Raw genomic sequence first — 24,665 nt, 5'->3', positions numbered from 1 at the left:
GCTAGGCCTGGGTTGCGACGCGGTCCTCGAGGAGGCGCTCGTCGATGTCGCCGGTCTCCCCGCGGGAGGCGGCGGCGCGGCCGACGATGAAGACGTACGCGAAGAACGCGAGCTCGGCGAGGATGCCGATGCCGACGCGAGCCCAGGTGGGCAGGGGCGAGGGGGTGACGAAGGCTTCGATGATGCCGGAGATCAGCAGCACGACGATGAGACCGAGGGCGATGCCGCCGGCGGTGCGGCCCTCCCGGGCCATCGACTGACCACGGGTCAGGGAACCGGGGTCGATCCAGGACCAGAAGATCCGCAGGCCGACGGCGCCGGCGACGAAGACGGCGGTGAGCTCGAGCAGCCCGTGGGGCAGGATCAGGCCCCAGAACAGGCCGCCGCGGTCGTGGCGGTGCATCAGGGTGCCGATGATCGCCAGGTTGGAGATGTTCTGGAACATCGAGTAGATCACCGGCAGCCCGAGCACGCCCAGGGCGATGCAGATGAACGAGACCCAGACGTTGTTGACCCAGACCTGGGTGGCGAACGACGAGGCGGCGTGCTCGCTGTAGTAGCCCTCGATGTCGTGCTCGACCAGCTGCTTGATCTGCTCCGGCCCGAGCAGCGACTGCTCGACCTCCGGGTGACGCAGCAGCCACCAGATCATCACCGCCGTGACGACCACGTTGGCCACCATCATCCCCAGCCACCACCACCGAAGCCGGTAGAGCGCCGCCGGGAACCGGTGGGTGAAGAATCGCAGGAAGCCCGACCAGGTGCTGGTCCGGGTGCCGGTGGTGCGGTTGCGGGCCGCGGCCAGCAGCACCGACAGATGTTGGACGACGGTCGGGTCGGGCGCGTTGCTGCGGACCACCGACAGCTGGGTGCTCACCCGCTGATAGAGCTCGACCAGCTCGTCGGCCTGGGCACCACTCAGCCGGCGTTCGGCCAGCAGCTGCTCGAGCCGGGTCCGGTCGGCCGCTGTCGCAGCCAGATACGCGTCGAGATCCACGCCCGCAGCGTACGCTGACCGCCATGACCCCCGCGCCGCAATCGCCCGAGCAGCGCCCCCAAGAGCGGGCGCTGCTCACCGAGGACGACCTGATCACCGGAGACGCGGTGGCCCTCGACCTCCCGGCGGCCGGCCTGGGGATGCGGCTGCTGTCGGGCCTCATCGACGTGCTCGTGGTGACCGCGCTGCTCATCGTGACGCTGTTCGTCTTCATGACCGCCGCCCCGGCGACCGACGAGGCGCTCGCCTGGGCCGCCTACATCGCGGCCACCGCCTCGGTCCTGCTGGTCTTCCCGACGGTCATCGAGACGCTCACCCGCGGCCGCTCGCTCGGCAAGCTCGCACTCGGCCTGCGCACGGTGCGCGACGACGGCGGCGCGATCAGCTTCCACCATGCCTTCGTGCGCGCCCTGGTCGGCGTCATCGAGATCTACGGCACCAGTGGCGCCGCGGCCTTCCTCACCGCGATGATCCACCCGCGTGGCAAGCGCCTCGGCGACATCGCGGCCGGGACGTACGTGATCCGGGTGCGGGTGCCGCTGCGCCCCCCGGCACCGATCCAGATGCCCCCGCCGCTCGCCGCCTGGGCCTCCCGCGCGGACGTCGCCACCATCCCGGTCGGTCTGTCCCTGGCGGTGCGGCGATTCCTGTCCGGCGAGGTCGGCACCCACACCGACCCGGTCCGCCGCCACGCGCTGGCCGAGCGCCTGGCGACCCACGTGCAGGAGTACGTCGCCCCCGGCCCTCCCCCGGGCACGCCGCCGGAGGCCTATCTGGCCGCAGTGCTCGCCACCCGGCGCGATCGCGACACGGCCCGGTTGGCCCGCGACGAGGAGCTCCGGGCGCGCCTCACCGCACGCTAGGAGCCCTTGAGCCGCTTGGCGCTGAGCCCGATGGCCCTCAGTTCCAGCTCGGCCAGCTTCGCCACGACATCGGCGTCACCGTCGCGCCACGCCTTGACGGGGTCGTCGCTGATCTTGACCAGCTTGTGCAGCGGCTGGGTCGACATCGCCCGCAGGGCGACCAGATCGGCACCGGTGCCCGCTTCCAGGAACCGCTGGGTCGAGGTCGCGGTGCGGATGAACCGCCACCGGAGCGGGACATAGACCATCAGCCACATCAGCACCGGGAAGACCACGACCGCGATCGCCAGCCCGATCGCGATGCCGGCGACGGCGTCGACCTGCGCCTCCCCCGCCGCCCGGAGCTGGTCGGCGGCCTTCGCGGCACCCTCGAACGGGGCGGCGATGCCGTCCTTCACGAGCGGCAGGTCATCGACCCGGCCGGCCGCCTCGAGCATCTTCTCCGAGAGCGAGGTGCCGGCCTCGTCCATCTTCTGACCGGGCACGGCCAGGGCCGAGATCAGCTCGTGGACGAGCTTCCCGAGGAGAACCCAACCGACGATCCAGGCCACTGTCAGCAGGTCGGCGAAGAGCTGGGCAACGCGGCGTGAGGGTGTGTCGGCGTACAACTTCATGGCGTCGATCCTGACGGCTCCGAGCCCACAGATCAGTGACGACACGGGTAGTTGGGGTCAACGCCTCCGGTAGAGCAGGTCGGTGATGACCCGATCCTTGGCCAGACCCTTGCGCTCGAACTTGGTCACCGGACGCTCGTCCCAGCGCTCGACCACACCGCCGCTCAGCAGTGGCTCCGCGTCGAGGACCTCGACCATCTGCTCGGCGTACTCGACCCAGTCGGTCGCCAGCCGCCAGGTCCCACCGGACTCGAGCCGCTCCGCGATCATCCGCGCGTTGGCGGGTGTGACCAGGCGGCGCTTGTGGTGGCGGGTCTTGTGCCACGGGTCGGGGAAGAACGTCCAGATCTCGCGGACCGACTCCGGCGCGACGATGTTCTCGAGCATCCAGAGCGCATCGACGCTGCAGAACCGCACGTTCGTCGCGCCGGCGGCGCCCACGCGGCCGAGGCTCTCCGCGACGCCCGGTCGCCACACCTCGAGCGCCAGGATGTTGGCCTCGGGGCGGTTGGCCGCCAGCACTGCGGTCGCTTCTCCTACGCCTCCGCCGATGTCGACGATCAGGGGTGCCTTGCGACCGAACCAGGTCTCCAGCGAGAAGCCGGGCTCGTCGACCGCCACGTCGGGGATCACCCACTCCTCGGCGTACGCGTCCCAGGCTCTTTGCTGCTTGGTGTCCAGGCGGCTGCCGCGGCGGGTGTAGGTGAGGACCTCGCGTACGGTGCGGCCGTCGTCGAGCAGCTTCTGGTGAGGTCTCGGGGTGCGTACTGGGTGATTTGGGTCTGTCATCTTTTCTTGCCTTGGTCTCGTGGCGCGCCGACGCGGCGCAATCCGGTCCTCGCTTCGCTCCGGTCCGTTTGCGCCGAGTCAGCGCTTGCTCGAGCGTATGACCAAAGCGAAAGGCCCCCTTCGCCTAGCGGCTCCGGGGACCTTCCACTTTGGATCAGACGATCGCCGAGACGATCACTTGATGATCTTCGTAACCCGACCCGCGCCGACGGTGCGACCGCCCTCACGGATAGCGAACTTCAGACCCTCGTCCATCGCGATGGGCTGGATGAGCTCGACCGACATCTCGGTGTTGTCACCCGGCATGACCATCTCGGTGCCCTCGGGGAGGGTCACAACGCCGGTCACGTCCGTGGTACGGAAGTAGAACTGCGGACGGTAGTTGTTGAAGAACGGGGTGTGACGGCCACCCTCCTCCTTCGAGAGGATGTAGACAGAGCCCTCGAAGTTGGTGTGCGGGGTGGTGGTGCCCGGCTTGATGACAACCATGCCGCGCTCGACGTCCTCGCGCTTGGTGCCACGGAGGAGCAGACCGACGTTCTCACCGGCCTGGCCCTCGTCGAGCAGCTTGCGGAACATCTCGACACCGGTGACGGTGGTCTTCTGAGAGGTCTCGCGGATGCCGACGATCTCGACCTCCTCGCCGACCTTGACGACGCCGCGCTCGATACGACCGGTGATGACGGTGCCACGACCGGTGATCGTGAAGACGTCCTCAACGGGCATCAGGAACGGCTTGTCGGTCTCACGAGCCGGGGTCGGGATGTAGTCGTCGACGGCCTGCATGAGCTCGGCGACCGAGTTCATCCACTTCTCCTCGCCCTGCAGGGCGGGGAAGGCGGCAACGCGCACGACCGGGATGTCGTCACCCGGGAACTCGTACTCGCTGAGGAGCTCGCGCACCTCCATCTCGACGAGCTCGATGAGCTCCTCGTCGTCGACCATGTCGCACTTGTTGAGCGCGACGACGATCGACGGCACGCCGACCTGGCGGGCCAGGAGCACGTGCTCCTTGGTCTGCGGCATCGGGCCGTCGGTGGCGGCGACCACGAGGATCGCGCCGTCCATCTGCGCGGCACCGGTGATCATGTTCTTGATGTAGTCCGCGTGACCCGGGCAGTCGACGTGAGCGTAGTGACGCGACTCGGTCTGGTACTCGATGTGCGCGATCGAGATCGTGATCCCGCGCTGGCGCTCCTCGGGGGCCTTGTCGATGTCCTCGAACGCGAACTCGGGGTTCAGGTCCGGGTACTTCGCGTGCAGCACCTTCGAGATCGCCGCGGTAAGGGTGGTCTTACCGTGGTCGATGTGACCGATGGTGCCGATGTTGACGTGCGGCTTCGTCCGCTCGAACTTCGCCTTAGCCACTGTGGGCTCCTCCTGGTGTGATTTTCTTACTGACTCGTACTGAGTGGTGTTGCTGCCGAAGTCCCTGGACGGGCGACCCGAAGGTCACTCGCCACGGGCCTTCTTGATGATCTCGTCGGCGACGTTCGTGGGAACCTCGGCGTACGAGTCGAACTCCATCGAGTACGACGCCTGACCGCTGGTCTTGGACCGGAGGTCACCGACGTACCCGAACATCTCGGACAGCGGGACGAGAGCCTGGACGACCATGTCGCCGTGGCGCTCCTCCTGCGAGGACACCTGGCCGCGACGGGAGTTGATGTCACCGATCACGGTGCCGAGGAACGACTCGGGGGTCGTGACCTCGACGGCGAACATCGGCTCCAGCAGGACGGCCTTCGCCATGCGCGCGGCCTCCTTGAAGGCCTGGTTGCCGGCGATCTTGAAGGCGAGCTCGGAGGAGTCGACGTCGTGGTAGGCGCCGTCCTCGAGCGAGACCTTCACATCGACCATGGGGAAGCCGGCGAGAATACCGAACTCCATGGCGTCCTGAGCACCCTGGTCGACCGAGGGGATGTACTCCTTCGGCACGCGACCACCGGTGACGTTGTTGACGAACTCGTAGCCCGCACCCTGGCCGGTCTCCTCGTCGACGTTCGGCTCGACGGAGATGACGACCTTCGCGAACTGGCCCGAACCACCGGTCTGCTTCTTGTGGGTGTAGCTGTGGTTCTCGACCTTCTTGCGAAGCGTCTCGCGGTAGGCGACCTGCGGCTTGCCGACGGTGGCCTCGACCTTGAACTCGCGCTTCATCCGGTCGACGAAGACCTCGAGGTGGAGCTCGCCCATACCAGCGATGATGGTCTGGCCGGTCTGCTCGTCGGTCTTGACCGTGAAGGTCGGGTCCTCCTCGGTGAGGCGCTGAATCGCCGTGCCGAGCTTCTGCTGGTCACCCTTGGTCTTCGGCTCGATCGCGACCTCGATCACCGGGGCCGGGAAGCTCATCGACTCGAGCACGACCGGGTTGGACGGGTCGCACAGGGTGTGACCGGTCTTGGTGTCCTTCAGACCCATGACGGCCACGATCTGGCCGGCGCCCACCGAGTTGATCTCCTCACGCTTGTTGGCGTGCATCTGGTAGATCTTGCCGATGCGCTCCTTGCGGCCGTTGATCGGGTTGACCACGGTCGCACCCGCCTCGACCTTGCCGGAGTAGACGCGCAGGTAGAACAGCTTGCCCAGGTGCGGGTCGGAGGCGATCTTGAAGACCAGGCCGGAGAACGGCTCGTCCTCGGAAGGCTTCCGGGAGACCTCGACCTCCTCGTCCTTGACGTCGTGGCCGATGATCGACTCGACATCGATGGGCGAGGGCAGGTAGTCGACGATCGCGTCGAGCAGGGGCTGGACGCCCTTGTTCTTGAACGCGGTGCCGGTGAGGATCGGGTTGAGCTTGTCGGCGAGGGTCGCACGACGGATGGCGGCCTTCAGGGTGGGAACGTCGAAGACGTCGCCCTCCTCGAGGTAGACCTCCATGATGTCGTCGTCGGCCTCGGCGAGGGTCTCGACGAGCTTCTCGCGCCACTCAGCAGCCTTGTCGGCCATGTCGGCGGGGATCGCCTCGACGACGTAGTCCTCACCCTGCTGGGTCTCGCCGCGCCAGACCTTGGCGTTCATCTCGATCAGGTCGACGACGCCGATGAAGTCGGACTCGGCACCGATCGGCAGCTGCAGGACCAGCGGGGTGGCGTGCAGCTTGTCGACGATCGAGTCGACGACCATGTAGAAGTCGGCACCGGTGCGGTCGAGCTTGTTGACGAAGCACATCCGCGGGACGGAGTACTTGTTCGCCTGACGCCACACGGTCTGCGACTGCGGCTCGACACCGGCCACACCGTCGAAGACGGCGACAGCACCGTCCAGGACGCGCAGCGAACGCTCCACCTCGACGGTGAAGTCGACGTGCCCCGGGGTGTCGATGATGTTGATCTGGTGGTCCTTCCACCAGCAGGTCGTCGCGGCAGACGTGATCGTGATGCCGCGCTCCTGCTCCTGCTCCATCCAGTCCATCGTGGCTGCGCCCTCGTGGACCTCACCGATCTTGTAAGAGATACCGGTGTAGAACAGGATGCGCTCGGTGGTGGTGGTCTTACCGGCATCGATGTGCGCCATGATGCCGATGTTGCGGACCACATTGAGGTCCGTGGTGATGTCGACGGCCACTGTCTTCAGCGTTCCTTAAAGAGATTGTCTTCGGTCTGGATGGGCGGGGTGCCCACGTGGTTCTGCGAGCACCCCGCCGTACGTCACCAGCGGTAGTGCGCGAAGGCCTTGTTGGACTCGGCCATCTTGTGAGTGTCCTCGCGCTTCTTCACAGCGGCACCGAGGCCGTTGCTCGCGTCGAGGATCTCGTTCATGAGGCGCTCGGCCATCGTCTTCTCACGACGGTCCTGGGCGTAACCGACGAGCCAGCGCAGCGCGAGCGTGGTGCCACGCGTGCCCTTGACCTCGACCGGAACCTGGTAGGTCGCGCCACCGACGCGGCGGGACTTGACCTCGATGGCCGGCTTCACGTTGTCCATCGCACGCTTGAGGGTGACCACGGGGTCGGTGCCGGTCTTCTCGCGGCAGCCCTCGAGGGCGGTGTAGACGATGCGCTGCGCGACCTGCTTCTTGCCGTCCTGGAGGACCTTGCTGACGAGCTGGGTTACGAGCTGCGAGCCGTAGACGGGGTCGACGACGAGCGGACGCTTGGGAGCGGGACCCTTACGAGGCATCTCACTTCTCCTTCTTGGCGCCGTAGCGGCTCCGGGCCTGCTTGCGGTTCTTCACGCCCTGGGTGTCGAGCGAGCCGCGAATGATCTTGTAACGAACACCGGGGAGGTCCTTCACACGACCGCCGCGGACGAGCACGATGGAGTGCTCCTGAAGGTTGTGGCCCACACCCGGGATGTAAGCGGTGACCTCGACGCCGGAGGAGAGGCGCACACGGGCGACCTTCCGGAGGGCGGAGTTCGGCTTCTTCGGGGTGGTGGTGTAGACGCGCGTGCAGACGCCACGGCGCTGCGGCGATCCCTTGAGGGCAGGCGTCTTCGACTTCGTCGCCTTGTCCTCGCGGCCCTTGCGGACCAGCTGGTTGATGGTGGGCACCTCGGTGGTTCCCCTTCTTTTCTGCTCTCACGACGCGGCGCTCTGCCACGAAGGATCCAATAGTGTGCGTCCAGGTGGTGCGATACCAACTGGTCCCGCCTCGCCCCCGAGGTCGGGCGTGTCGCCCTTACCTCAACAGCACGAAGACGGATCTTTCGAACCGAATCCCCACTTGAGGGCGCCGAACCCGGGTCCGAGACCCTTTTCTCGAGCTTGTTCCGGGCACGCGCGACGGCCTGGTTGTCCCAGACACGCTTCAGAGGCTACCCGGCGGCTTGAGAGGGGGTCAAAACGGCCCGGATACCACCTCGGAGTGCAGCTAGGAGCAGCACCCCCGCAAGCGTACCGAAGAGGACAAGAGCGCCACTGGCGTAGAGGGTCGTGCGGGCGCCGAAGTGCTCGCCGACGAAGCCGATGAGCGGGGCTCCCAGCGGGGTGCCGCCCATCAGGACGGTCATGTAGATCGCCATCACCCGGCCGCGGAACTCCGGGGCCGCCTCGGTCTGCATGGTGGCGTTGCAGGCGTTGAGCACCGTGATCGTGCAGAACCCGACGACCGGGCCGGTCAGCGCGAACAGGGCGTACGTCGGCATCATCCCGGACACGATGATGGACAGCCCGAACCCGGTCGCCGCCGCCACGATCAGCTTGAGCGGGATCCGGGTGCGGCGGGCGCCGAGCAGGGCACCGGAGAGCGAGCCGACCGCGAGGACGGTGCCGAGCAGGCCGTACTCGCTGGCACCCTTGCCGAACTCCTCGGTCGCCATCAGCGCCGAGGTGATCGGGAAGTTCGCACCGAACGTGCCGACGAAGAAGACGATGACGAGGACCATCAGCATCTTGGGCTGCGTACGGATGTAGCCGATGCCCTCGCGCAGCATCCCGCGCCTTCGGGCGACCGGCTCGGGCGAGCGCAGCTCGGCGGTGTTCATCCGCTGCAGCTGCCCGATCACGGCGAGGTAGGAGACCGCGTTGACGAGGATCACCCAGCCGGTCGCCTCGGGACCGCTGCCGAGCCAGCCGATGAGGAGCCCGGCCAGCGCCGGCCCGATCAGGCGGGCGAGGTTGAACGAGGCCGAGTTGAGACCGACGGCGTTGGTGAGGTCGTCGGGGTGGACCATCTCGGATACGAACGACTGCCGGCCCGGGCCGTCGAAGGCGGCACCGGTGCCGAACAGGAAGGCGATCACGTAGACCATCCACACCTCGGCGTGGCCGCTCACCGCGAGCACACCGAGAAGCAGCGACATCAGGGCCATCCAGCCCTGGGCGGCCTGCAGCAGACGGCGTTTCGGGAAGCGGTCGGCGATGACCCCGGCGTAGGGGCTGAGCAGGAGGATGGGGAGGAACTGGAGACCGGTGGTGATACCGAGTGCCGCTCCCCCACCACCCAGGCTCAGCACGAGCCAGTCCTGGGCGATGCGTTGCATCCAGGTGCCGACGTTGGAGACGACACTTCCGGCTAGGTAGAGGCGGTAGTTGTGGCTGCGCAGGGAACGGAACGTGGGACTCAACTGGTGGCTATTCTCTCCATGATCGAAGCGGCGGTGCGGAGGGCGGCGAGCTCGTCGGCATCGAGGTCGACGAGCTGCTGGGCGAGCCAGGCGTCGCGGCTCAGCCGGTCCTTGCGTACGGTCCGGCGGCCCTTGTCGGTGATCGAGACCAGCACCTGGCGGCGGTCGGTCTCGCCCTGACGGCGCACGACGTAGCCGCCCTCCTCGAGGAAGTTGACCATCCTGGTCATGCTCGGCGGCTGGACCCGCTCGCGTGCGGCGAGAGCGCCGAGGGTCATCTCGTCGCATGAGTACAGCGCCCCGAGCACCGCCATCGAACCCAGCGAGAGGTCGTTGTCGGGGTGGCGCTCGTTGGCCAGGCGGCGGCGCATCCGCATGACGGAGGTGCGCAGCTCGGAGGCGACCTCGGGGATGTCGGAGGCCGCGTCGGGCGCGGATACGGGCTGTGCGGTAGGCATGTCGGTAAGCATAACTGCTTACCGGCGCTAACTATTCCGGGAAGAGACGGCGCCCTGTCGAGGGCGCCGTCACAGGGTCAGGACATCGCGGCGAGCATGAGGATGTCGTCCCGGCTGTAGGTGCGACCGGGGTGAGCCTCGGCGAGGTGCTCCTGCACCTGCTCGACCAGCTCGTCGTCGGTCTCCGTGCGGAAGTTGGTGCCGCATGGGCAGCGGAGCGAAGGCATCAGTGGACCTCCCAGGTCGTCGGGCCGTGCCGAGAGTGCTCGGCAGCCCCAGACTATCGCTCTGCCAAGGGCGTCTAAGGTTGGGTGACATGAGCGACCAGTACCGCGACGAGGACTACCCCGGCACCTACCCGGAGCAGCAGTACGACGCGTACGAGGGCGACTACTACCCCGAGGACGGCGGCTACTCCCAGGACTACGGCTACGAGGAGCCGCCTGTCGAGGAGCCGGTGGAGCCGCGTCCCGAGCCGAAGATCGAGCTGGTCGACGAGGACGGCATCCGCGCCTTCGAGCTCGCCACCCTCGGCTGGCTCGTCGGGTTCGTGGCCCTGCTTCCCTTCTGGGGCCTGCTCAACGACCGCGGCTGGACCTGGTGGATCTGGACCTGCCTGGCCGCCTTCGGCATCGGTGCCATCGGCATCGAGCTGACCCGGCGCCGCAAGGCCAGCCGACTGCGCGCCGAGGGCCTCGCCTAGAAGGCCTGGCCTAGAAGGCCTCGACGTCGTCGCTGATGGTGTCGAAGACCGGGTCCGGCAGCGGCTGCGGCTCGTGCTTCTTCGCCAGCCGCACCTCCGAGTGCGCACCGCACCCGTGGTTGAGGCTGACCACCTTGCCGTCGTCGTTGGCGTCGCCGTTGGCGCAGACACCGAAGGTCGAGGCCAGGTGGCCGGTCAGCCGGACCAGGAAGCCACAGCTGTGGCACTGGTCGGGGGCAGCCTGGGCGAGCGGCGCCTCGGGGCCGCCGTCACCGGCGTACCACCGCTCGGCGGCAGCGTCGAAGCCCGAGGTCGACAGGGTGCGGACGCGACCGAGACCGAGATCCTTGGCGACCTCGCGCACCTGCGCCTTCTCGTCGGCGTCGAGCGGATCGTCACCGAAGGCGTACGTCGGGACCAGCCGGGCGTCGTCGTCCTCGACCGGGAGCAGGTCGCCGGGCGAGAGGTCGCCGGGCTTGATCCGGTCGCGGTAGGGCACCCACGCGGGGGCCACGATCGCGGCGTCGCCGGGAACGAGGACGACCTCGTTGACGGTCACCTCGGAGGCTCCGCCCAGGACCGGGACGTAGACGACCGTGACCGACCAGTGCCAGCCGACGTAGCCCTTGCGGGTGCAGGCGAACAGGTGGGTCACGACGCCTGGGCCGGCACCATCCTCGGCCACATGACCGAGATGTTCTCCGACGTCAGCGGCTGGCACGTCGGACAGGAGCGCGGCGCGGGCCTCGTCGACGGCAGCGACGGCCGTCGCATCGGCGTACGGGGTCGTGATCACGGACCACATCTTCGCCCACAGGCGCCTCAGGTTCCACTTCGGGGTCACCTTGCGCCACCACAACCTGAACTTCCGCACAACGCGTCATCCTCCCAGACGTACGCCGCTACTGCACAGTCACGGCACCCTTTGAAATCGACGACACCCGCCGGAGCAGGGCTGCGGCGGGTGTCGGCGTCGCTCGGCTACTGGAGCGCGCGCGTGGAGACCATGGAGAGGACGTACTCGACGAGCGAGATCAGCGTCGCCTTGGTCGACTGGCGGTCACGGGCGTCGCAGGTGACGATCGGGATGTCCGGGCGCAGTGCCAGGGCCTCACGGATCTGCTCCGGCTTGTAGGCCTGGTTGGCGCCGAAGACGTTGTGAGCCACGACGAACGGCACGTTGCGGGACTCGAAGTAGTCGATCGCGCCGAAGGAGTCGGCGAGACGACGGGTGTCGATGAGCACCACGGCGCCGATGGCACCCTGGGTCAGGTCGTCCCACATGAACCAGAAGCGGTTCTGGCCGGGCGTGCCGAACAGGTAGAGGATCAGGTCGGAGTCGAGAGAGACCCGCCCGAAGTCCATCGCCACGGTCGTGGTCTTCTTGTTGGGCACGGCGGAGAGGTCGTCGACGCCGGCAGTCGCCTGCGTCATCACGGCCTCGGTCGTCAGAGGGACGATCTCCGAGACGGATCCGACGAAGGTCGTCTTACCAACGCCGAACCCGCCGGCGATGACGATCTTCGCAGACATGGTCGCCTGCTTGGAGTCGGTGGTCACTGCATTACTCCTGTCAAAGCTTCCTCAGGCCGGACAGCACGCGCTCGAGGAGAGCGGTGTCCGGGGCGTCCGGGACCTTGCTGGCGTGCACCTGCACCACGCCGCGCTCCGCAAGGTCACCGATCAGGACTCGGGCAACACCCAGGGGCACCCGGATGAGCGCCGCAACCTCGGCGACGGAACGGCTCTCGCGGCAGAGCTCCGCGATCGTCCGCTCCTCTGGCGACCGGACGTAGCCGTCGATCACGTAGCGGTCGGTGATCACCAGGGCTTCCATCGGGAAGACGCGCTTGGGTTGCGTGCGGCCTCGAGTCAGGGCGTACGGCCTGACCAGGGGCGGCGGTTCGGAGGCGTGGTTGCTCACGATCTCGGTCCTAAGCTCGGGCGCGCATCAGGCGCCGGTTCTGGTATCGGGGGTGAGGGCGGTGGCAACACGCGAGATGAGCAGCTGCATCTGGTAGCCAACCTGTCCCAGATCGCAGTCGGGGGCGGCGAGGGCAGCAAGGCTGGAACCCTCACCAACCGCCATGAGGACCAGATAGCCACCGTCCATCTCGATGACCATCTGCTGGACATTACCCGCGGCGAAGCACCGAGCTGCTCCCTGGGTAAGACTCGTGAGACCGGAGGCGATCGCCGAGAGCTGGTCGGCCCGGTCCGGGGGGAAGTCGACGGAGCTGGCCATCGGCATGCCATCAGCCGACACCAAGATCGCGTGAGCGATGTCGGGGGTGCGCTGGGTCAGGCTGTCGACAAGCCAGTCCAGTCCTGCGGGGGCCGTTGTCACTGCTGCTCCTCACCTTCGGGGTTGCTTTCCGCCTCAGCGGGGTTGTTGCGGGCGCGGCTGACGCCCTTCTGGAAGCTGGACATGCCACGGGTCCGGCGCGCGTCCATGTTACGCGGACCTGATGACGGTGGTGTGACCGATGGGGCCGCTCCTGGGATCAGGTTCTGCCCCGGGACACGCACCGGGAGGCCACCCTGGGTGACCGTCGCCGGCTCCTGCTCCTGCAGCTTCTCCAGCTCCTGCGCCCGGCGCCAGCCCTCATCACCCGGCGAGGACCAGCTCATCGGCGTGGTCGGCTCGTCGTCCGGGACGGCCTGCTCGCCGAGCGCGTCGCCCGCGGGAGCGGGCGCAGCGGCATCGGCGTCGGCGGGCTTGGCGCCCTTGCCGACCTTGGCGGCCGGACCGGCAGGACCGGCGGCAGGGCCGGCGAGCGGGTCGCTCAGCGGGTCGCCCTTCGCCTCCATCGCCCGGCGAGCGCCGAGCGGGCGACGACGGGTGAACCACTCCGACTGGAGGTCGTCGAAGATCGAGCTGCCCTCGTCGTCGAGGATCGGAACCTCGGTGGTCGAGTCGAGCGGGTTCGGCGAGTTGGTCGGCTCCGGAGCCATCGGGCCCATCGGGTTCGGGGCGATCGCGTCACCGGCCGGACCGAACGGGTCGTCGTCAGGACCGAACCCCGGAGGCGGCGTACGCGGCGTCGTGCGCTCGGCGGGCCGCTCGAAGGTGCGGAACGCGCCGGTGTCGGTGCCGAACGGGCTGCCACCCTGGGCGCCCGGGTCGCGGCGAGGCAGGTCGCCGGTCTCGGTGCTCGGGTCGAAGCGGCCGTCGGGGAAGCGCGCGGCCAGGTCCTCGGCCTTGCGCACCGGCAGCATGTTGGACAGGAAGTTCTGCTGCGGCCCGCTCGACTGCGCCGGCTGCGATGCCGGCTGGTTGGCGCCGAACGGGTCACCGCCGAACGGGTCGCCGCCGAACTGCGGCTGGCCGCCGCTGAACTGTTGGGGCTGGGCCGGGAAGCTGCCCGTGCGCGCGGCCGGGGACTCGAAGCCCGGGTCGCCCGGCATCGGCGGGACACCGCCGAACGCAGGCTGCTGGCCGGTGTGCGGTCCGGTCTGGCCGAAGCCGTTGTGCTGGCCGGACTGGCCGTTCGCACCCTGCTGGAAGCCGGGGCCTCCGCCGTTGTTGGACAGGTTCGGGTGGTTGGACGCACCCGGCGTACGGCTCGGCAGCGCCGGCGGCGCAGCCGCGGAGGCGGCGGGCGCCTCGGGTGCCGGGAGCGCACCGACGGGGACGTCGTAGGGGTTGCCACCGGCGTAGGGCTGCGCGTCGTAGGCGGGCATCCCGTACTGCATCTCGTAGGGAAGCTCGCCGGCGACCGGGTAGGCACCGGTCTGCTGGCCGTAGGCGCCCTGCTGGAAGGCGTACGCGTCGAAGCCCTGCTGCTGACCCGACGGGGTCTCCGCGTGAGCACCGACGATCGTGGTGACCGGCATCTCGACGCGCGCGACCACACCGCGGGGGCGGTTGGGCACGAGCTCGATGTAGAGGCCGTGACGCGCCGCCAGGCGCGCGACCACGACCAGACCCATCATCCGGGCGACGTCGGCGTCGAGGCCGGTCGCGCGGCGCAGCTTCATGTTGGCCGCGTCGAGCTCCTCCGGCGTCATGCCGATACCGAGGTCCTCGATCTCGACCAGCAGCGGCGCGGCGGGGCCGGCGCGGAAGGTGCGGATCGTGACTGCGGTGTCGGGCGGGGAGAAGTTGGTGGCGTTCTCGATCAGCTCCGCGAGCAGGTGCACGAGGTCACCCGCGATCGCGCCCTCGAACTCGGCGTTCTCCTCGGAGTCGATGTCGACCCGGGCGAACTGCTCGATCTCGGAGGCCGCGGCGCGGAGCACGTCGAGGACCGGGACCGGGCCACGAGCAGCGTGGCCGATCTCGCCGCCGGCGAGAACCAGCAGGGACTCGTCGTTGCGGCGCATACGGGTCGCGAGGTGGTCCAGGCGGAACAGGTTCGCGAGGTCGTCGGGGTCCTGCTCGTTGGCCTCGAGCTGGTCGATGAGCTGGAGCTGGCGCTCGACGAGGCTCTGCGAACGGCGGGAGAGGTTCATGAACATCTTGTCGACGTTCGTACGCAGCTCGGCCTGCTCGCCCGCCAGCCGGATCGCCTCGACGTGGACCGCGTCGAACGCGTCCGCGACGTCACCGATCTCGTCTCGGCGTGCGATGTCCAGCGGCTCCACATGGGTGTCGACCGGGCCGTCGGCCTGGTTCATGTAGGCGACTCGCTCCGGCAGGTCGTGGTTGGCCAGGTTGTAGGCCAGGCGGCGCAGCTGGCTCAGCGGCGACAGGATCGAGCGAGCCGCGACCAGACCGACGGCGAGCGCGAAGATCAGGACGACGAGGACGAGGACACCGATGACGATCGCGTCACGGGTCGCGTCCGTCTTGATCTGCTCGACGTCGTCACTGATCTCCTGCGCGGTCGCGACGATCATCTTCTGCAGACCGCGGATGAACTCCGTGCTGGCGCCGGTGTACTGGTCCGGGGTCATCTTGACCCGGTCGGTGCCACCGCTGGTGATCACCTGGTTGACGACCCGGTGGGCGGGTGCCCCGATCGAGCCGTTGGTGGTGGTCTCGTTGGTCAGCTCGTCGAGCTGCTGGCGGATCTCGTCGGAGGTCTTGAGGTAGTAGTCGGCCGTGGACAGGCGCCACTTGGCCTCGGCCCGGGCGAGCTCCGCGAACTGCTCGTCGGTGAGGACGTCCGGGTTGACCGCCCCGTTCTTCTCGGCCGCGGCCTTCTTGCTCAGCGCCTCCATCATGATCACGCGCTCGGTGCCCATCGCCTCCGAGGCGGGACGCACGTTGCTGATCGCGGCGATCTTGGAGAAGACCTCGTCGTTCTCCAGGGTCGGCATCTGCGCCGAGATCCCGAAGAGGTTGTTCATCACGGTCGTGTAGGCCAGCTGGGCCTCGACCTGGGTGTCCTTCTCCTGGATCTGCGCGCGCAGGTCGTCGATGCCGTTCAGCGCCTGCTGGATCTCGACGATGCTGTTCTCGAGGTCCTTGTCGTCGCCGGCGTCGATCTCCTTCGCCTTGGCGCTCCAGGCCTCGATCGACTCGTCGGTCGTCTGCTGCAGCGGCCGCATGACGACCTCGGGAACACCCGCGAGCGCACCGTCACGCTCGAAAAGGATGTTGATCGCGAGGTTGTAGGTGTCAGGCAGCGCCTGGGCGACAGTCTCGGCCTGGCGTGCTTCCGCCTGGGCTGAGAGGGCGCGCGAAATGCTCAACCCGCCGAACACCATCGCCGCGATGGTCGGGATGAGCAGCACGAAGATCAGACGCGCTCGAATTCCCTGCCAGGGCTTACGTTCCGGACGGTGGGTTGTGCTTGCGTATGGCTCGGCCATTACTCCCTCTCGTGGCCATGTCACATCATTCCCGAGAGGCATGCACCGTCTGTGGCGCACACCCCAGTCCCCCGCCGCGAAGCCTGCTGGCACCCGGGCGTGCCTGTCTGCAGTCTTTGGCGACGTAAACTTACGTCATAAGTGGTCTCGATTACCAATGGTGTACGAAATCATTTGCAAATCTATGGAGGGGTAGGCGGAGTATATGCCCCACCCGCACGAGGGACGAGACACCGAGCCGTCCAGGGATGGCGGCCATGCCCGTCGGGGACCGGAGAGGGGAATACCTCACGCGCCGCTGGGCGCTGAGGACTAGGCTCTCCCGCGTCGGCCGTCACAGTCGCCGGGCGACGTACGTTTGAAGCGCAGATGCGCGAGGAAGGGGCAAGCTGCCGTGCCTACTGGCAAGGTCAAGTGGTTCGACGCCACCAAGGGCTTCGGGTTTCTGTCGCAGGACGACGGTCCGGACGTGTACGTCCACGCCGACGCGCTCCCCGAGGGCGCTGCCAAGACCTTGAAGGCCGGCACCCGGGTGGAGTTCGGCATCGCCCAGGGGCGCCGCGGCGAGCAGGCGCTCTCGGTGACCGTCCTCGAGCGCTCCCCGTCCGTCTCCGGTCGCCAGCGTGCCGCCAAGCGCCGCAAGCCCGAGGAGATGGAGCTGATCGTCGAGAACGTCATCAAGCTCCTCGACGACATCCGCGACGGCTACGCCCAGGGCCGCCCGCCCACCCGCGAGCTGGCCAAGAAGGTCTCGCCCGCACTGCGTCAGATCGCCGACGAGTTCGAGCTCTGATCGGCTAGATCGAGCTAGATCCAGCTCAGGTCCGGGATCAGGGTCTGCACGCCGACCACGAGGCCGGCGATGTTGACGGCCAGCAGGACGAGGATCCAGAGCACCGAGGGGATCCCGGTCAGGCCGGCGAGCTGATCGGGGTCGGAGCCGCGGCGGCCTCGCTCGCCGCGGCCGAGGAGCTCCAGGAGCGGCCTCGGCGAGGCGAGCAGGAGCAGCCACGTCACCAGGGTGGCGACGATGGTCTGGAGGCGGCCATCGGCGTACCAGCTGATCGCGCCGAGCGCGGCGCCGAGCACCAGCAGGACGACGAGGCCGTAGCCGTTGCGTACCCACACCAGCAGCACGAGCATCGCCGCCACCAGGAGCCACAGCAGCCCCAGGGCGTGGCCGGCGGCGAGCATGGTCGCGCTGAGCAGGCCGAGGAGCGCCGGCGCGAGGTAGCCGGCGGCGAGCATCGCCACCATCCCCGGCCCGGACGGCTTGCCGCGCGAGAGCGTGACGCCCGAGGTGTCGGAGTGGAGCTTGATCCCGGCCAGACGCCTTCCCACCAGGACCGCCACCACCGCGTGGCCGGCCTCGTGGACGACGGTGACACCGAGGCGTACGGTCCGCCAGGACGTACGCCACACGACGAGCGCCAGGGCGACGAATCCGGCGCCGATCAGCCAGGGCGCTTCAGGGACGGTCTGGGTCGCGGTGATGGTGTCCCAGAACTCCCTCACTTCACAGCCTTCTGGTTCATCTCGACAGGCTCGATACGCCGCATCGATCCGGAGCGGAAGCCCCGTGGGTCGATCTCGGCGGCGGGGAATCCTGCGTCTGTCACGGTCCTGAGCACCTCGTCGGCATGGTCGGGGTCGAGAGGCAGGAGGTTAGCCGACAGCTCGACCGTCGCCTTCTCCCCGTGGTCGCGCACGCGCAGGTCCACCCGGGCGGCGTCGTGGCCGTGGGTGGCCAGGAGGCTGCGTACGCCTTGCTCCGCCCGCTCCACGCGCGCGAGCCGGCGCGGGGTGACCTCCAGGCCGTAGGCGATCCGGCTGGAGAGGCAGGCGGCGGCCGGCTTGTCCCAGGTCGGCAGGTCCCAGCGGCGCGACGCCTCACGGATCTGCGCCTTGGTCAGGCCGGCGTCCTTGAGCGGGGTGATCGCACCGCGTTCGGCGGCGGCGCGGATGCCGGGCCGGAGACCGTTGAGCCCCTCGATCGCGTCGTCGGCGTTGGTGCCGGTCGCGACGTGGGCCAGCCCGAGGTCGCGGGCCAACGGGACCAGGGTGTCGAGCAGCTCGGCCTTGCAGAAGAAGCACCGGTCGGTGCCGTTGGCCCGGTAGCCCTCCCGCTCCATCTCGTGGGTCTGCGGGGTGATCAGGCGTACGCCGAGGCTCCTGGCGAACTCGGCTGCCGGATCCCGTTCGGCGATCGGGAGGCTGTGTGAGTAGCCGGTCGCCGCGGCGACGTGGTCGCTGCCCAGAGCCCTGGTCGCGGCCGCGAGGAGGAAGGCGCTGTCGGCGCCACCGGAGAAGGCGACCAGCACGCTCCCCCGAGTCTTGAGATCGGCTTCGAGAGCGTGGAGCCGTTGGTCGAGATCGGACACGCGTCGACCCTATCCACGTGCTCCACGCGCGCCCGCGGACGAGCGCAGGACGATCAGCAGGACCGCGAGCACGACGATGACCACCGCGAGGACGCCCAGGACGACGACCGTGAGGACGAAGGCGACCATGGCGCCGCGCAGCGCGTCATCGCGGACGGAACGTCGGTCCACCACGATCTCCTCGGCCGAGGAGACGGCCACCGCCTGCAGACCACGCATGAAATCGATGCTGTAAGCGGCGTACGACGCCAGGGTGAGGTCGCTGCGATCTCCGGCGATGATCTCGTTGACCCCCTGCTGCGCAGGTACGCCGGTGGCACCCTCCATGGCGGTGCCGTTGGTCAGCTCGTCGAGGGCCTGACGCTGCTCTGCCGAGGACTTCTCGTAGAAGCCGGCGAGCGAGCGCCGCAGGTCGGCCTCTGCCTCGGTGAGTGCGGCGACCTCCTTGTCGCCGGCCTGCTTCTCGCCGGGCGACGGTGACCTGGCGAGCACGGCGTTCATCGTCGTGCGCTCCTGGCCCAGCGACTCCCAGATCTCGGGCACGTGGCGGATCGCCTCGATCGACGAGGCCGTCTCGCCCGCGCCCGTGCTCGGCACATCGTCGGTGATGCTGAACAGGTCATCGATCAGGGCCCCGTATCTCTCGGCGACCGAGGCAGGAGCACTCCGCGCCTGCGTACGCAGGTCGTCGAGCCCTTCCTCGATCCGGGTGACGGTCGCGTCGAGATCCTCGTCGCCGCTCTCGATCTCCTGCACCCGCGCGCGCCACGCCTGCGCCGACTCGTCGGTGGTCTGCCATATCGGCCGGAGCACGACGGGAGGTACGCCGGCCAGCATCGCATCACGTTCGAAGGACAGACTTGACCGCGAGGTTGACGGTGTCCGGCAGGGTCTCGGCGAGCGCTTCGGCCTTCCGGGCCGTCTCTGCCTCGGCCGCCGTCCGAACGACGATCATCGTGCCGACCGCACCGGCCGCGACGGCGAGGAGCACGGCCACGATCAAGATGATCCCGATCGTCCGGGTGCCGTTCGTGGCGGGCCGGCGGGTCGGGGTTGCCAGTGCATTGGTCATGGGGCCCTCTCGGGTCGGCCTGGGTGAGGGAACCCTAGGACAGGAGCCGCGGCGCGCGCCTCCCGAATTCCGGATTGCACCGGAGCGGGACCGTGGTCTGGATAGGGTCGGGGCCATGGGGGCAGAGAGGGAGGCGCCGGTGCAGTCTGGCCGGCGGCCGAGGGGATTTCTGGGGTCGCTGGTCGAGATCGTGATCATCGCGGTGACGGCGATCCTGCTCGCGGTCGTCATCAAGACGTTCCTCGCCCAGGCGTTCTACATCCCCTCGGAGTCGATGCGGCCCGGGCTGGAGGTCAATGACCGGGTCCTGGTGGAGAAACCGTCCTACTGGACCGGCACACCTGAGCGTGGCGACGTGGTCGTCTTCGCCGATCCCGGCGACTGGCTCTCGACGAACCAGGTGCCGCCGGCGCCGACCGGTTTCCGGGCGGTGCTCGCCAAGGTCGGGCTCTACCCGACCGGCGACCACCTGGTGAAGCGGGTCATCGGAGTCGCCGGCGACACCGTCGAGTGCTGCGATTCGGGTCGCATCGTGGTCAACGGAACGCCTCTGGACGAGTCCTCGTTCATCGCTCCGAGCGATACCTGTGACGGCCCGATGGCACAGGACAACGGGGCGTACGTCAAGGGCGGCTGCCGCGGCTGGAAGGCAGTGGTCCCCGAGGGCCGGCTCTTCGTGATGGGCGACAACCGCGCCAACTCGGCCGACTCGTCCTTCCACCTGTGCAACCCCGAGCGTCAGGAGTCCGGCGACGAGTCCTGCGCGAACGCGTTCGTACCGGTCTCGGACGTCGTCGGTCGCGTCGCCGTCGTCTTCTGGCCCACCGACCACTTCGACGTCGAGCACCGTCCGGAGACCTTCGACTCCGTCGACTGAGGATCGCCGAATCGGCAGTTGTTTCGCGCGAGAACGCAGTTGTGGGCGACGAAACTGCTGTTTCGTCGCCCACAACTGCAGACTCGGCGCGAGCGGGTCAGGCCTCGCGAACCACATCCATGGTGCGGTCGCCGAACTTGACCTTGTCGCCGTCGACGAGCGCCGCGGGCCGGCGGGCGCCGAGGGCGCGTGCGGCACCCTGGCGGATCAGGGTGGTGCCGTTGGTGGAACCGCGGTCCATGACCACGAGGGTGCCGTCGGCCGCGACCTGGAACTGGGCGTGGGTCTTGGACAGCGACATGTCGCTCGAGGAGAGGGCCACCCGGTGGGAGACCTCCTCGCCGGGGCGTGGCTCGGGGCCGCGGCCGACGATGGCCAGGCCCTCGACCACGAAGCTCTGGCCGGTGTCGAACGTGACCCGCCAACGAGCCGTCGCCGCGAGCGGCGGGGCCGTTGTGGGCGGTGCCGGAGGGGCAGGCTGCGCCGCGGGCGCCACTGCCGGAGGGGCAGGCGGGGCGGGCGGCGCGGGAGGGGCCGGGGGCGAGACGGGAGCCGCCGGCGCCTGACGAGCGACCGGCACCCCGACCTGGGTCGGAGCCGCCTGAGCCTCGGCCACGGCCTGCGCGGCCGCTGCTTGGCCTGCGGTGCTCTGGGTCGGAGCCGCCGGAGTCTGCGGCCGCTCGGCGCGCTCGGGGGTGGCCTCTGCCTGCTTCAGCCGCATCGTGGTCAGGTTGACGATGCGGCGCGGCGCCGGGGCCTCTTCCTCGGCCTCGACGACGGCCGGAGGACGTACGTCGACCACGACCGAGCCCGCACGGCGGTCATGCCACCCCTGGCGGCGGCCACGCTCGTCCATCGCCGCGACCCAGGCGAAGGTGGCGGTGCCGATGCCGAGCGTCGGGATCGTGCAGAGACCGAGGAGTGCCTGGCGTACGAACGCCTTGCCGACGCCGATCGGGCGACCCGCGGCCCCGGAGTCGTCGCTGACCACGCGGAGCCCGAGGGCCATCTTGCCGGGGGTCTTTCCACCGGAGCCGGTGAGGACGGTGCCGACCAGCCAGACCACCAGCACCACACCGGCGACCAGGCCGATCCCGGCCAGCGCGTTTCCGTTGCGGAAGAAGATCAGCCAGGCGGCGAATCCCGCCGCGGCGAAGATCGCCCACGCGATCACCCGGTCGATGGCGAACGCGTAGAACCGGCGATCCGGCTCCGCAATCGCTGCCTCGACCGACGGAGCCTGGAGGCCGGCCACGCTCATGCCGCCGCCTCCGTGCGAAAAAACAAAGAATACGGAGGCGACGACCTGAGGCCCATCGGCGCTCGCTGACGCTCGCTCATGCCGCCGTCTCCGAGGAGGACGGCGACACGAGCGAGAGCCGATCGCTCACGGGTTGGTCACCCGGATCGTCAGACTGTCACCGAGGTCGATGACGGCGCCGGGCATGAGCTGGACGGGTACGCCGGGACGCAGGTCCTCCGGGCCGAGCCCGGGCTGGACCAGGACGGTGCCGTTGGTCGAGCCGAGGTCGGTGACCACCGCGGCACCGTGGTCGACACCGGCACCCGGACGGATCTCGCAGTGGGTCGAGGAGATCTCCTGGTGCGGGCTCGGCACGGTCACCAGCATCGGCTGCTCGGTGGGCGTGAACCGGCTCGCCTCGGGAGCACGACCGACGAGCACGACCCGGTCGACCTCGACGCGGTCGCCGCTGGAGAACTCCAGGCGCGCGACCGGGTAGGCGGTCACCTTCGGGGCCTCGGGCTGGCCGGGGATCCCGGCGAGACCGGCGTTGAGGTCCTCGCCGACACCGATGCGGGTCAGACCGTCGTGGTCGTCCTCATCGGGGTTGGGCTCCTCCCAGACCGGCTCGTCGTGGGTCTCGGGGACCGGAGCCACCGGCGGGGCCGGCGGCGCGGGCGGGGCCGGGAAGGCGGGCGGGGCCGGAGGGGCCGGCGGGATGTCGGTCAGCGGCGCGGGGGGCGGGCCGTCCACGGGCGGCGCCTCGATCGGGGCGTCGACCGGCGCGGACTCGATCAGGCCGGCGGCAGGCGCGTCCTCGAAGGAAGCGGGCGCGTCGACGGGCGGAGGCGGAGGCGCGGTCAGGGGCGGCGGAGGCGGCATCGACGGCGGACCGAAGTCGGGCGCCTGTGCGGACTCGGGCTCGTAGGACTCGGGCTCGTCGTAGGACTGCGGCTCGTCGTAGGACTGCTCCGCCTCGACGGCGGGGAGAACCTCGGTCTCCGCGTCGGGGGCGACCTCGGCGTCGGACACCGGCTCCGGGGATACCGCGGAGGGTCCGAAGGACGACGCCACCGCGGCGGCGTGCTCGTCGCTGGCGTAGTCGTCCTCGTAGCTCCGGGAGGCCGACTCCGGGTAGTCCTGGTCGTCGGCGTCCTGCGACGAGTCCTGCGACGCGGCCGGCATCTCGAACGCGTCGGTCGGCTCGGTCAGGTCGTCGTGGCGCGGGGCCGACGCCTCGCCGGGCTCGTCACCACGGTTGACCGAGACCGGCTCGTCCGAGTCGGTGTCGGAGTCCGCGTCGGCGCCGAGACCGGGAAGGTCACCCGAGACCGGGATCGGGGGCACCACCGAGAGCGAGGGCGGAGCCGCGACCGGCTCGTCCTCCTCCAGACCCTGCTCCTCGACGGAGTCGGGGTAGGTCTCCTCGGGCAGCGGGTCGGTGAGCGGGTCGGCCTGCGCCGGCTCGTCCAAGCTGTCGTCGGTGTCGTCGGCGGCTTCCTCGACCGCCACCGGGGCCGGCACGAAGCCGGCGCGACTCTCCGGCGAGTCGTCCTGGCTGGACTCCGGGGCCGGCGGCGGGACCTCGAGGCCCGAGACCCGCAGCAGGCCACCGAGCGCCGTCATCGGCTCACCGGTCGCGCCCTCCTCGCCGAGGGAGATGGACATCCGGGTGACGCCCTCGAGGGTGCGCTCGACCCACGTCTTCGACGACGACCCGTCGACCTCGACGGCACCCTCACCGGCCTCGAAGGAGACCACCGACGGGCCGCGCACGACGGTGCGTACGCTGCCGCCGTCAGGCGTCACGTCCCCGGCGACGAGGACGAAGCCCGGCAACGAGCTGAGCCCGGTCGCGACGAGCGCGTCGAGCACCTCGTCGAACCCGGCACCGTCGTCGACGAGAGCCCACAGGGCTCCCGCGCGGCTCTTCTCCGAGGGCGGGAGCAGCACCGTGGCGCTCTCACCGATGATGCCGAACCAAGTGCCCGGCGTGTAGGACGTGCTTGCGACGGTTGCTGATTCACTCATGGCAGCACTCCTAGCTTCTGCTCCATACTCACCCTTTGTTGCTCCGAGTCATACGGGTTCTCCTCGGCCAATCCCATCACATCGACCACGATCGCGGTGGCGTTGTCCCTGCCGCCCGCTTCGACCGCGGCGGCGACGAGCTTCTCGGCCGTGTCACGTGCATCGGTGTCCTCGGCGGCGAGGATGTCGGCGATCTCGGCATCCGAGATCATCCCGCTCACCCCGTCCGAGCACAGCATCAGTCGGGCGCCCACCGGCAGGGTCACCTGGAAGATGTCGGGGACCGCGGGGGCCATCCCGCCGAGCGCCCTGGTCACCACGTTGCGCTCGGGGTGGTGCTCGGCCTGCTCGCGCGTGATCTGCCCGGAGTCGACGAGCTCCTGGACGAGGCTGTGGTCGCGGCTGAGCTGGCTCAACGTACCGTCGAAGAATCGGTAGATGCGCGAGTCGCCGACGTTGAGGAGGATCCACAACGGGCTGCTCCCGCCGTCGGCGATCAGGGCCGCGGCGCAGGTGGTGCCGGACTGGTAGTCCGAGGCCCCGCGCGAGCGCTGCTCGAGCGCGAAGGCCACGATCCGGTCCTGGGCAGCCTGGAGCGCCTCGACCATCGCCTGGCTGCCGGACTCGGACACGTAGTGGGTGCCACCGAGCTTGGCGAACTCCTGGATCACCATCTCGCTGGCGATGTCACCACCGTCGTGGCCACCCATGCCGTCGGCGACGACGAAGACGGGGGGCTCGGCCACGTGGGAGTCCTCGTTGACCTTCCGCACCTGGCCGACATCGGTCGCCGCCCCGTGCGCGATCACTACTTTCCTGGACATCTCGCCCCCTAGGCCTGACGGGATAGCGTGATGCCGATGGACACA

At 69.1% G+C, this 24,665-nt stretch carries 26 protein-coding genes; 4 read left to right on the top strand and 22 right to left on the bottom strand.

Annotated features, from left to right (window positions below; all coding sequences use genetic code 11):
• Window position 1: 1 nt before the first annotated feature.
• Entirely contained in the window at window positions 2-997 is a 996-nt protein-coding gene (locus OG984_RS25335; RefSeq protein ID WP_328528917.1) for a stage II sporulation protein M, read from the bottom strand.
• 23 nt (window positions 998-1,020) lie between these two features.
• Between OG984_RS25335 and OG984_RS25330 the strand changes: the two genes are divergently transcribed.
• Window positions 1,021-1,860 carry an RDD family protein gene (locus tag OG984_RS25330; protein ID WP_328528916.1) on the top strand — a complete coding sequence of 280 codons (840 nt, stop codon included), beginning with the start codon at window positions 1,021-1,023 and terminating at the stop codon, window positions 1,858-1,860.
• Here the strand turns inward: OG984_RS25330 and OG984_RS25325 are convergent.
• The 9 genes from OG984_RS25325 to OG984_RS25285 all read right to left on the bottom strand — a co-directional run bounded on the left by OG984_RS25325 (window position 1,857) and on the right by OG984_RS25285 (window position 9,956).
• On the bottom strand, window positions 1,857-2,474 hold the full coding sequence (locus OG984_RS25325) for a hypothetical protein (RefSeq protein ID WP_328528915.1): 618 nt from the start codon (window positions 2,472-2,474) through the stop codon (window positions 1,857-1,859). The genes OG984_RS25330 and OG984_RS25325 overlap by 4 nt on opposite strands.
• A 57-nt stretch (window positions 2,475-2,531) precedes the next feature.
• Window positions 2,532-3,263, bottom strand: coding sequence for a tRNA (guanosine(46)-N7)-methyltransferase TrmB (gene trmB, locus OG984_RS25320; protein ID WP_328528914.1), 732 nt, complete (start codon window positions 3,261-3,263; stop codon window positions 2,532-2,534).
• Between the two features lie 174 nt (window positions 3,264-3,437).
• Window positions 3,438-4,631 (bottom strand): elongation factor Tu, encoded by a 1,194-nt coding sequence (gene tuf, locus OG984_RS25315; RefSeq protein WP_196872811.1) that lies wholly within the window; start codon window positions 4,629-4,631, stop codon window positions 3,438-3,440.
• A gap of 84 nt (window positions 4,632-4,715) precedes the next feature.
• Window positions 4,716-6,830, bottom strand: a complete 2,115-nt coding sequence (gene fusA / locus OG984_RS25310) for an elongation factor G (RefSeq protein ID WP_328528913.1) — start codon at window positions 6,828-6,830, stop codon at window positions 4,716-4,718.
• An 83-nt stretch (window positions 6,831-6,913) separates the two neighbouring features.
• Window positions 6,914-7,384, bottom strand: a complete 471-nt coding sequence (gene rpsG, locus OG984_RS25305; RefSeq protein ID WP_008360967.1) for a 30S ribosomal protein S7 — start codon at window positions 7,382-7,384, stop codon at window positions 6,914-6,916.
• 1 nt (window position 7,385) lies between these two features.
• Window positions 7,386-7,757 carry a 30S ribosomal protein S12 gene (gene rpsL / locus OG984_RS25300; RefSeq protein ID WP_008360965.1) on the bottom strand — a complete coding sequence of 124 codons (372 nt, stop codon included), beginning with the start codon at window positions 7,755-7,757 and terminating at the stop codon, window positions 7,386-7,388.
• A gap of 263 nt (window positions 7,758-8,020) precedes the next feature.
• Window positions 8,021-9,271 carry an MFS transporter gene (locus OG984_RS25295; RefSeq protein ID WP_328528912.1) on the bottom strand — a complete coding sequence of 417 codons (1,251 nt, stop codon included), beginning with the start codon at window positions 9,269-9,271 and terminating at the stop codon, window positions 8,021-8,023.
• On the bottom strand, window positions 9,268-9,729 hold the full coding sequence (locus OG984_RS25290) for a MarR family winged helix-turn-helix transcriptional regulator (RefSeq protein WP_328528911.1): 462 nt from the start codon (window positions 9,727-9,729) through the stop codon (window positions 9,268-9,270). The genes OG984_RS25295 and OG984_RS25290 overlap by 4 nt, the downstream gene beginning before the upstream one ends.
• Before the next feature lie 77 nt (window positions 9,730-9,806).
• Window positions 9,807-9,956: a DUF1059 domain-containing protein gene (locus OG984_RS25285; protein WP_165112346.1), complete on the bottom strand. Its 150-nt coding sequence runs from the start codon at window positions 9,954-9,956 to the stop codon at window positions 9,807-9,809.
• A gap of 89 nt (window positions 9,957-10,045) precedes the next feature.
• Here OG984_RS25285 and OG984_RS25280 point away from each other — a divergent pair, with 89 nt between their 5' ends.
• Window positions 10,046-10,432, top strand: a complete 387-nt coding sequence (locus tag OG984_RS25280; RefSeq protein ID WP_328528910.1) for a DUF2530 domain-containing protein — start codon at window positions 10,046-10,048, stop codon at window positions 10,430-10,432.
• A gap of 10 nt (window positions 10,433-10,442) precedes the next feature.
• On the opposite strand, the gene OG984_RS25275 is transcribed toward OG984_RS25280, so the two are convergent.
• The 5 genes from OG984_RS25275 to OG984_RS25255 all read right to left on the bottom strand — a co-directional run bounded on the left by OG984_RS25275 (window position 10,443) and on the right by OG984_RS25255 (window position 16,114).
• Complete coding sequence (locus tag OG984_RS25275) at window positions 10,443-11,237, bottom strand: DUF3027 domain-containing protein (RefSeq protein ID WP_328532390.1); 795 nt, start codon at window positions 11,235-11,237, stop codon at window positions 10,443-10,445.
• A 176-nt stretch (window positions 11,238-11,413) separates the two neighbouring features.
• On the bottom strand, window positions 11,414-11,992 hold the full coding sequence (locus OG984_RS25270) for a GTP-binding protein (RefSeq protein ID WP_008360949.1): 579 nt from the start codon (window positions 11,990-11,992) through the stop codon (window positions 11,414-11,416).
• Window positions 11,993-12,005: 13 nt separating this feature from the next.
• Window positions 12,006-12,356, bottom strand: a complete 351-nt coding sequence (locus OG984_RS25265) for a DUF742 domain-containing protein (RefSeq protein WP_008360948.1) — start codon at window positions 12,354-12,356, stop codon at window positions 12,006-12,008.
• Between the two features lie 27 nt (window positions 12,357-12,383).
• Entirely contained in the window at window positions 12,384-12,779 is a 396-nt protein-coding gene (locus OG984_RS25260; RefSeq protein ID WP_008360946.1) for a roadblock/LC7 domain-containing protein, read from the bottom strand.
• Window positions 12,776-16,114 carry a nitrate- and nitrite sensing domain-containing protein gene (locus tag OG984_RS25255; protein ID WP_328528909.1) on the bottom strand — a complete coding sequence of 1,113 codons (3,339 nt, stop codon included), beginning with the start codon at window positions 16,112-16,114 and terminating at the stop codon, window positions 12,776-12,778. Before OG984_RS25255 ends, OG984_RS25260 begins: the two co-directional genes overlap by 4 nt.
• 472 nt (window positions 16,115-16,586) lie before the next feature.
• Between OG984_RS25255 and OG984_RS25250 the strand changes: the two genes are divergently transcribed.
• Window positions 16,587-16,985 (top strand): cold-shock protein, encoded by a 399-nt coding sequence (locus tag OG984_RS25250; RefSeq protein ID WP_008360941.1) that lies wholly within the window; start codon window positions 16,587-16,589, stop codon window positions 16,983-16,985.
• Between the two features lie 14 nt (window positions 16,986-16,999).
• Here OG984_RS25250 and OG984_RS25245 read toward each other — a convergent pair whose 3' ends face one another.
• From OG984_RS25245 to OG984_RS25230, 4 genes are read right to left on the bottom strand one after another with little or no spacing between them, the layout of a single operon-like run.
• Window positions 17,000-17,707, bottom strand: coding sequence for a M50 family metallopeptidase (locus OG984_RS25245; RefSeq protein WP_328528908.1), 708 nt, complete (start codon window positions 17,705-17,707; stop codon window positions 17,000-17,002).
• Window positions 17,704-18,573, bottom strand: a complete 870-nt coding sequence (locus OG984_RS25240) for an ExsB family transcriptional regulator (protein ID WP_328528907.1) — start codon at window positions 18,571-18,573, stop codon at window positions 17,704-17,706. Before OG984_RS25240 ends, OG984_RS25245 begins: the two co-directional genes overlap by 4 nt.
• A 9-nt stretch (window positions 18,574-18,582) precedes the next feature.
• Window positions 18,583-19,410 carry a nitrate- and nitrite sensing domain-containing protein gene (locus OG984_RS25235; protein WP_328528906.1) on the bottom strand — a complete coding sequence of 276 codons (828 nt, stop codon included), beginning with the start codon at window positions 19,408-19,410 and terminating at the stop codon, window positions 18,583-18,585.
• A gap of 4 nt (window positions 19,411-19,414) precedes the next feature.
• Window positions 19,415-19,645 carry a hypothetical protein gene (locus OG984_RS25230; RefSeq protein ID WP_328528905.1) on the bottom strand — a complete coding sequence of 77 codons (231 nt, stop codon included), beginning with the start codon at window positions 19,643-19,645 and terminating at the stop codon, window positions 19,415-19,417.
• Window positions 19,646-19,760: 115 nt separating this feature from the next.
• Between OG984_RS25230 and lepB the strand changes: the two genes are divergently transcribed.
• A complete protein-coding gene (gene lepB, locus OG984_RS25225; RefSeq protein WP_328528904.1) occupies window positions 19,761-20,522 on the top strand; it encodes a signal peptidase I in 762 nt (253 codons plus the stop codon).
• A gap of 97 nt (window positions 20,523-20,619) precedes the next feature.
• Here lepB and OG984_RS25220 read toward each other — a convergent pair whose 3' ends face one another.
• The 3 genes from OG984_RS25220 to OG984_RS25210 form a co-directional block, all read right to left on the bottom strand.
• Window positions 20,620-21,783, bottom strand: a complete 1,164-nt coding sequence (locus OG984_RS25220) for an RDD family protein (RefSeq protein WP_328528903.1) — start codon at window positions 21,781-21,783, stop codon at window positions 20,620-20,622.
• A 126-nt stretch (window positions 21,784-21,909) separates the two neighbouring features.
• The gene (locus OG984_RS25215; protein ID WP_328528902.1) at window positions 21,910-23,796 is read right to left on the bottom strand and encodes an FHA domain-containing protein; all 1,887 of its coding nucleotides are present in this window, start codon (window positions 23,794-23,796) and stop codon (window positions 21,910-21,912) included.
• Window positions 23,793-24,620, bottom strand: a complete 828-nt coding sequence (locus OG984_RS25210; protein ID WP_008360931.1) for a PP2C family protein-serine/threonine phosphatase — start codon at window positions 24,618-24,620, stop codon at window positions 23,793-23,795. The genes OG984_RS25215 and OG984_RS25210 overlap by 4 nt, the downstream gene beginning before the upstream one ends.
• Window positions 24,621-24,665: the final 45 nt, after the last annotated feature.

The sequence above is a fragment of the Nocardioides sp. NBC_00368 genome (assembly GCF_036090055.1).
Taxonomy (GTDB): Bacteria; Actinomycetota; Actinomycetes; order Propionibacteriales; family Nocardioidaceae; genus Nocardioides.
This window is presented reverse-complemented; position numbering and strand designations above follow the sequence as displayed.

Excerpts from the sequence above, each read along its gene's own strand:
- OG984_RS25330 (WP_328528916.1), top strand. The coding sequence starts at position 1,021 with ATGACCCCCGCGCCGCAATCGCCCGAGCAGCGCCCCCAAGAGCGGGCG.
- OG984_RS25325 (WP_328528915.1), bottom strand. The coding sequence starts at position 2,474 with ATGAAGTTGTACGCCGACACACCCTCACGCCGCGTTGCCCAGCTCTTC.
- trmB (WP_328528914.1), bottom strand. The coding sequence starts at position 3,263 with ATGACAGACCCAAATCACCCAGTACGCACCCCGAGACCTCACCAGAAG.
- rpsG (WP_008360967.1), bottom strand. The coding sequence starts at position 7,384 with ATGCCTCGTAAGGGTCCCGCTCCCAAGCGTCCGCTCGTCGTCGACCCC.
- OG984_RS25290 (WP_328528911.1), bottom strand. The coding sequence starts at position 9,729 with ATGCCTACCGCACAGCCCGTATCCGCGCCCGACGCGGCCTCCGACATC.
- OG984_RS25285 (WP_165112346.1), bottom strand. The coding sequence starts at position 9,956 with ATGCCTTCGCTCCGCTGCCCATGCGGCACCAACTTCCGCACGGAGACC.
- OG984_RS25280 (WP_328528910.1), top strand. The coding sequence starts at position 10,046 with ATGAGCGACCAGTACCGCGACGAGGACTACCCCGGCACCTACCCGGAG.
- OG984_RS25275 (WP_328532390.1), bottom strand. The coding sequence starts at position 11,237 with ATGTGGTCCGTGATCACGACCCCGTACGCCGATGCGACGGCCGTCGCT.
- OG984_RS25235 (WP_328528906.1), bottom strand. The coding sequence starts at position 19,410 with ATGCTGGCCGGCGTACCTCCCGTCGTGCTCCGGCCGATATGGCAGACC.
- OG984_RS25230 (WP_328528905.1), bottom strand. The coding sequence starts at position 19,645 with ATGACCAATGCACTGGCAACCCCGACCCGCCGGCCCGCCACGAACGGC.
- lepB (WP_328528904.1), top strand. The coding sequence starts at position 19,761 with ATGGGGGCAGAGAGGGAGGCGCCGGTGCAGTCTGGCCGGCGGCCGAGG.
- OG984_RS25220 (WP_328528903.1), bottom strand. The coding sequence starts at position 21,783 with ATGAGCGTGGCCGGCCTCCAGGCTCCGTCGGTCGAGGCAGCGATTGCG.
- OG984_RS25215 (WP_328528902.1), bottom strand. The coding sequence starts at position 23,796 with ATGAGTGAATCAGCAACCGTCGCAAGCACGTCCTACACGCCGGGCACT.
- OG984_RS25210 (WP_008360931.1), bottom strand. The coding sequence starts at position 24,620 with ATGTCCAGGAAAGTAGTGATCGCGCACGGGGCGGCGACCGATGTCGGC.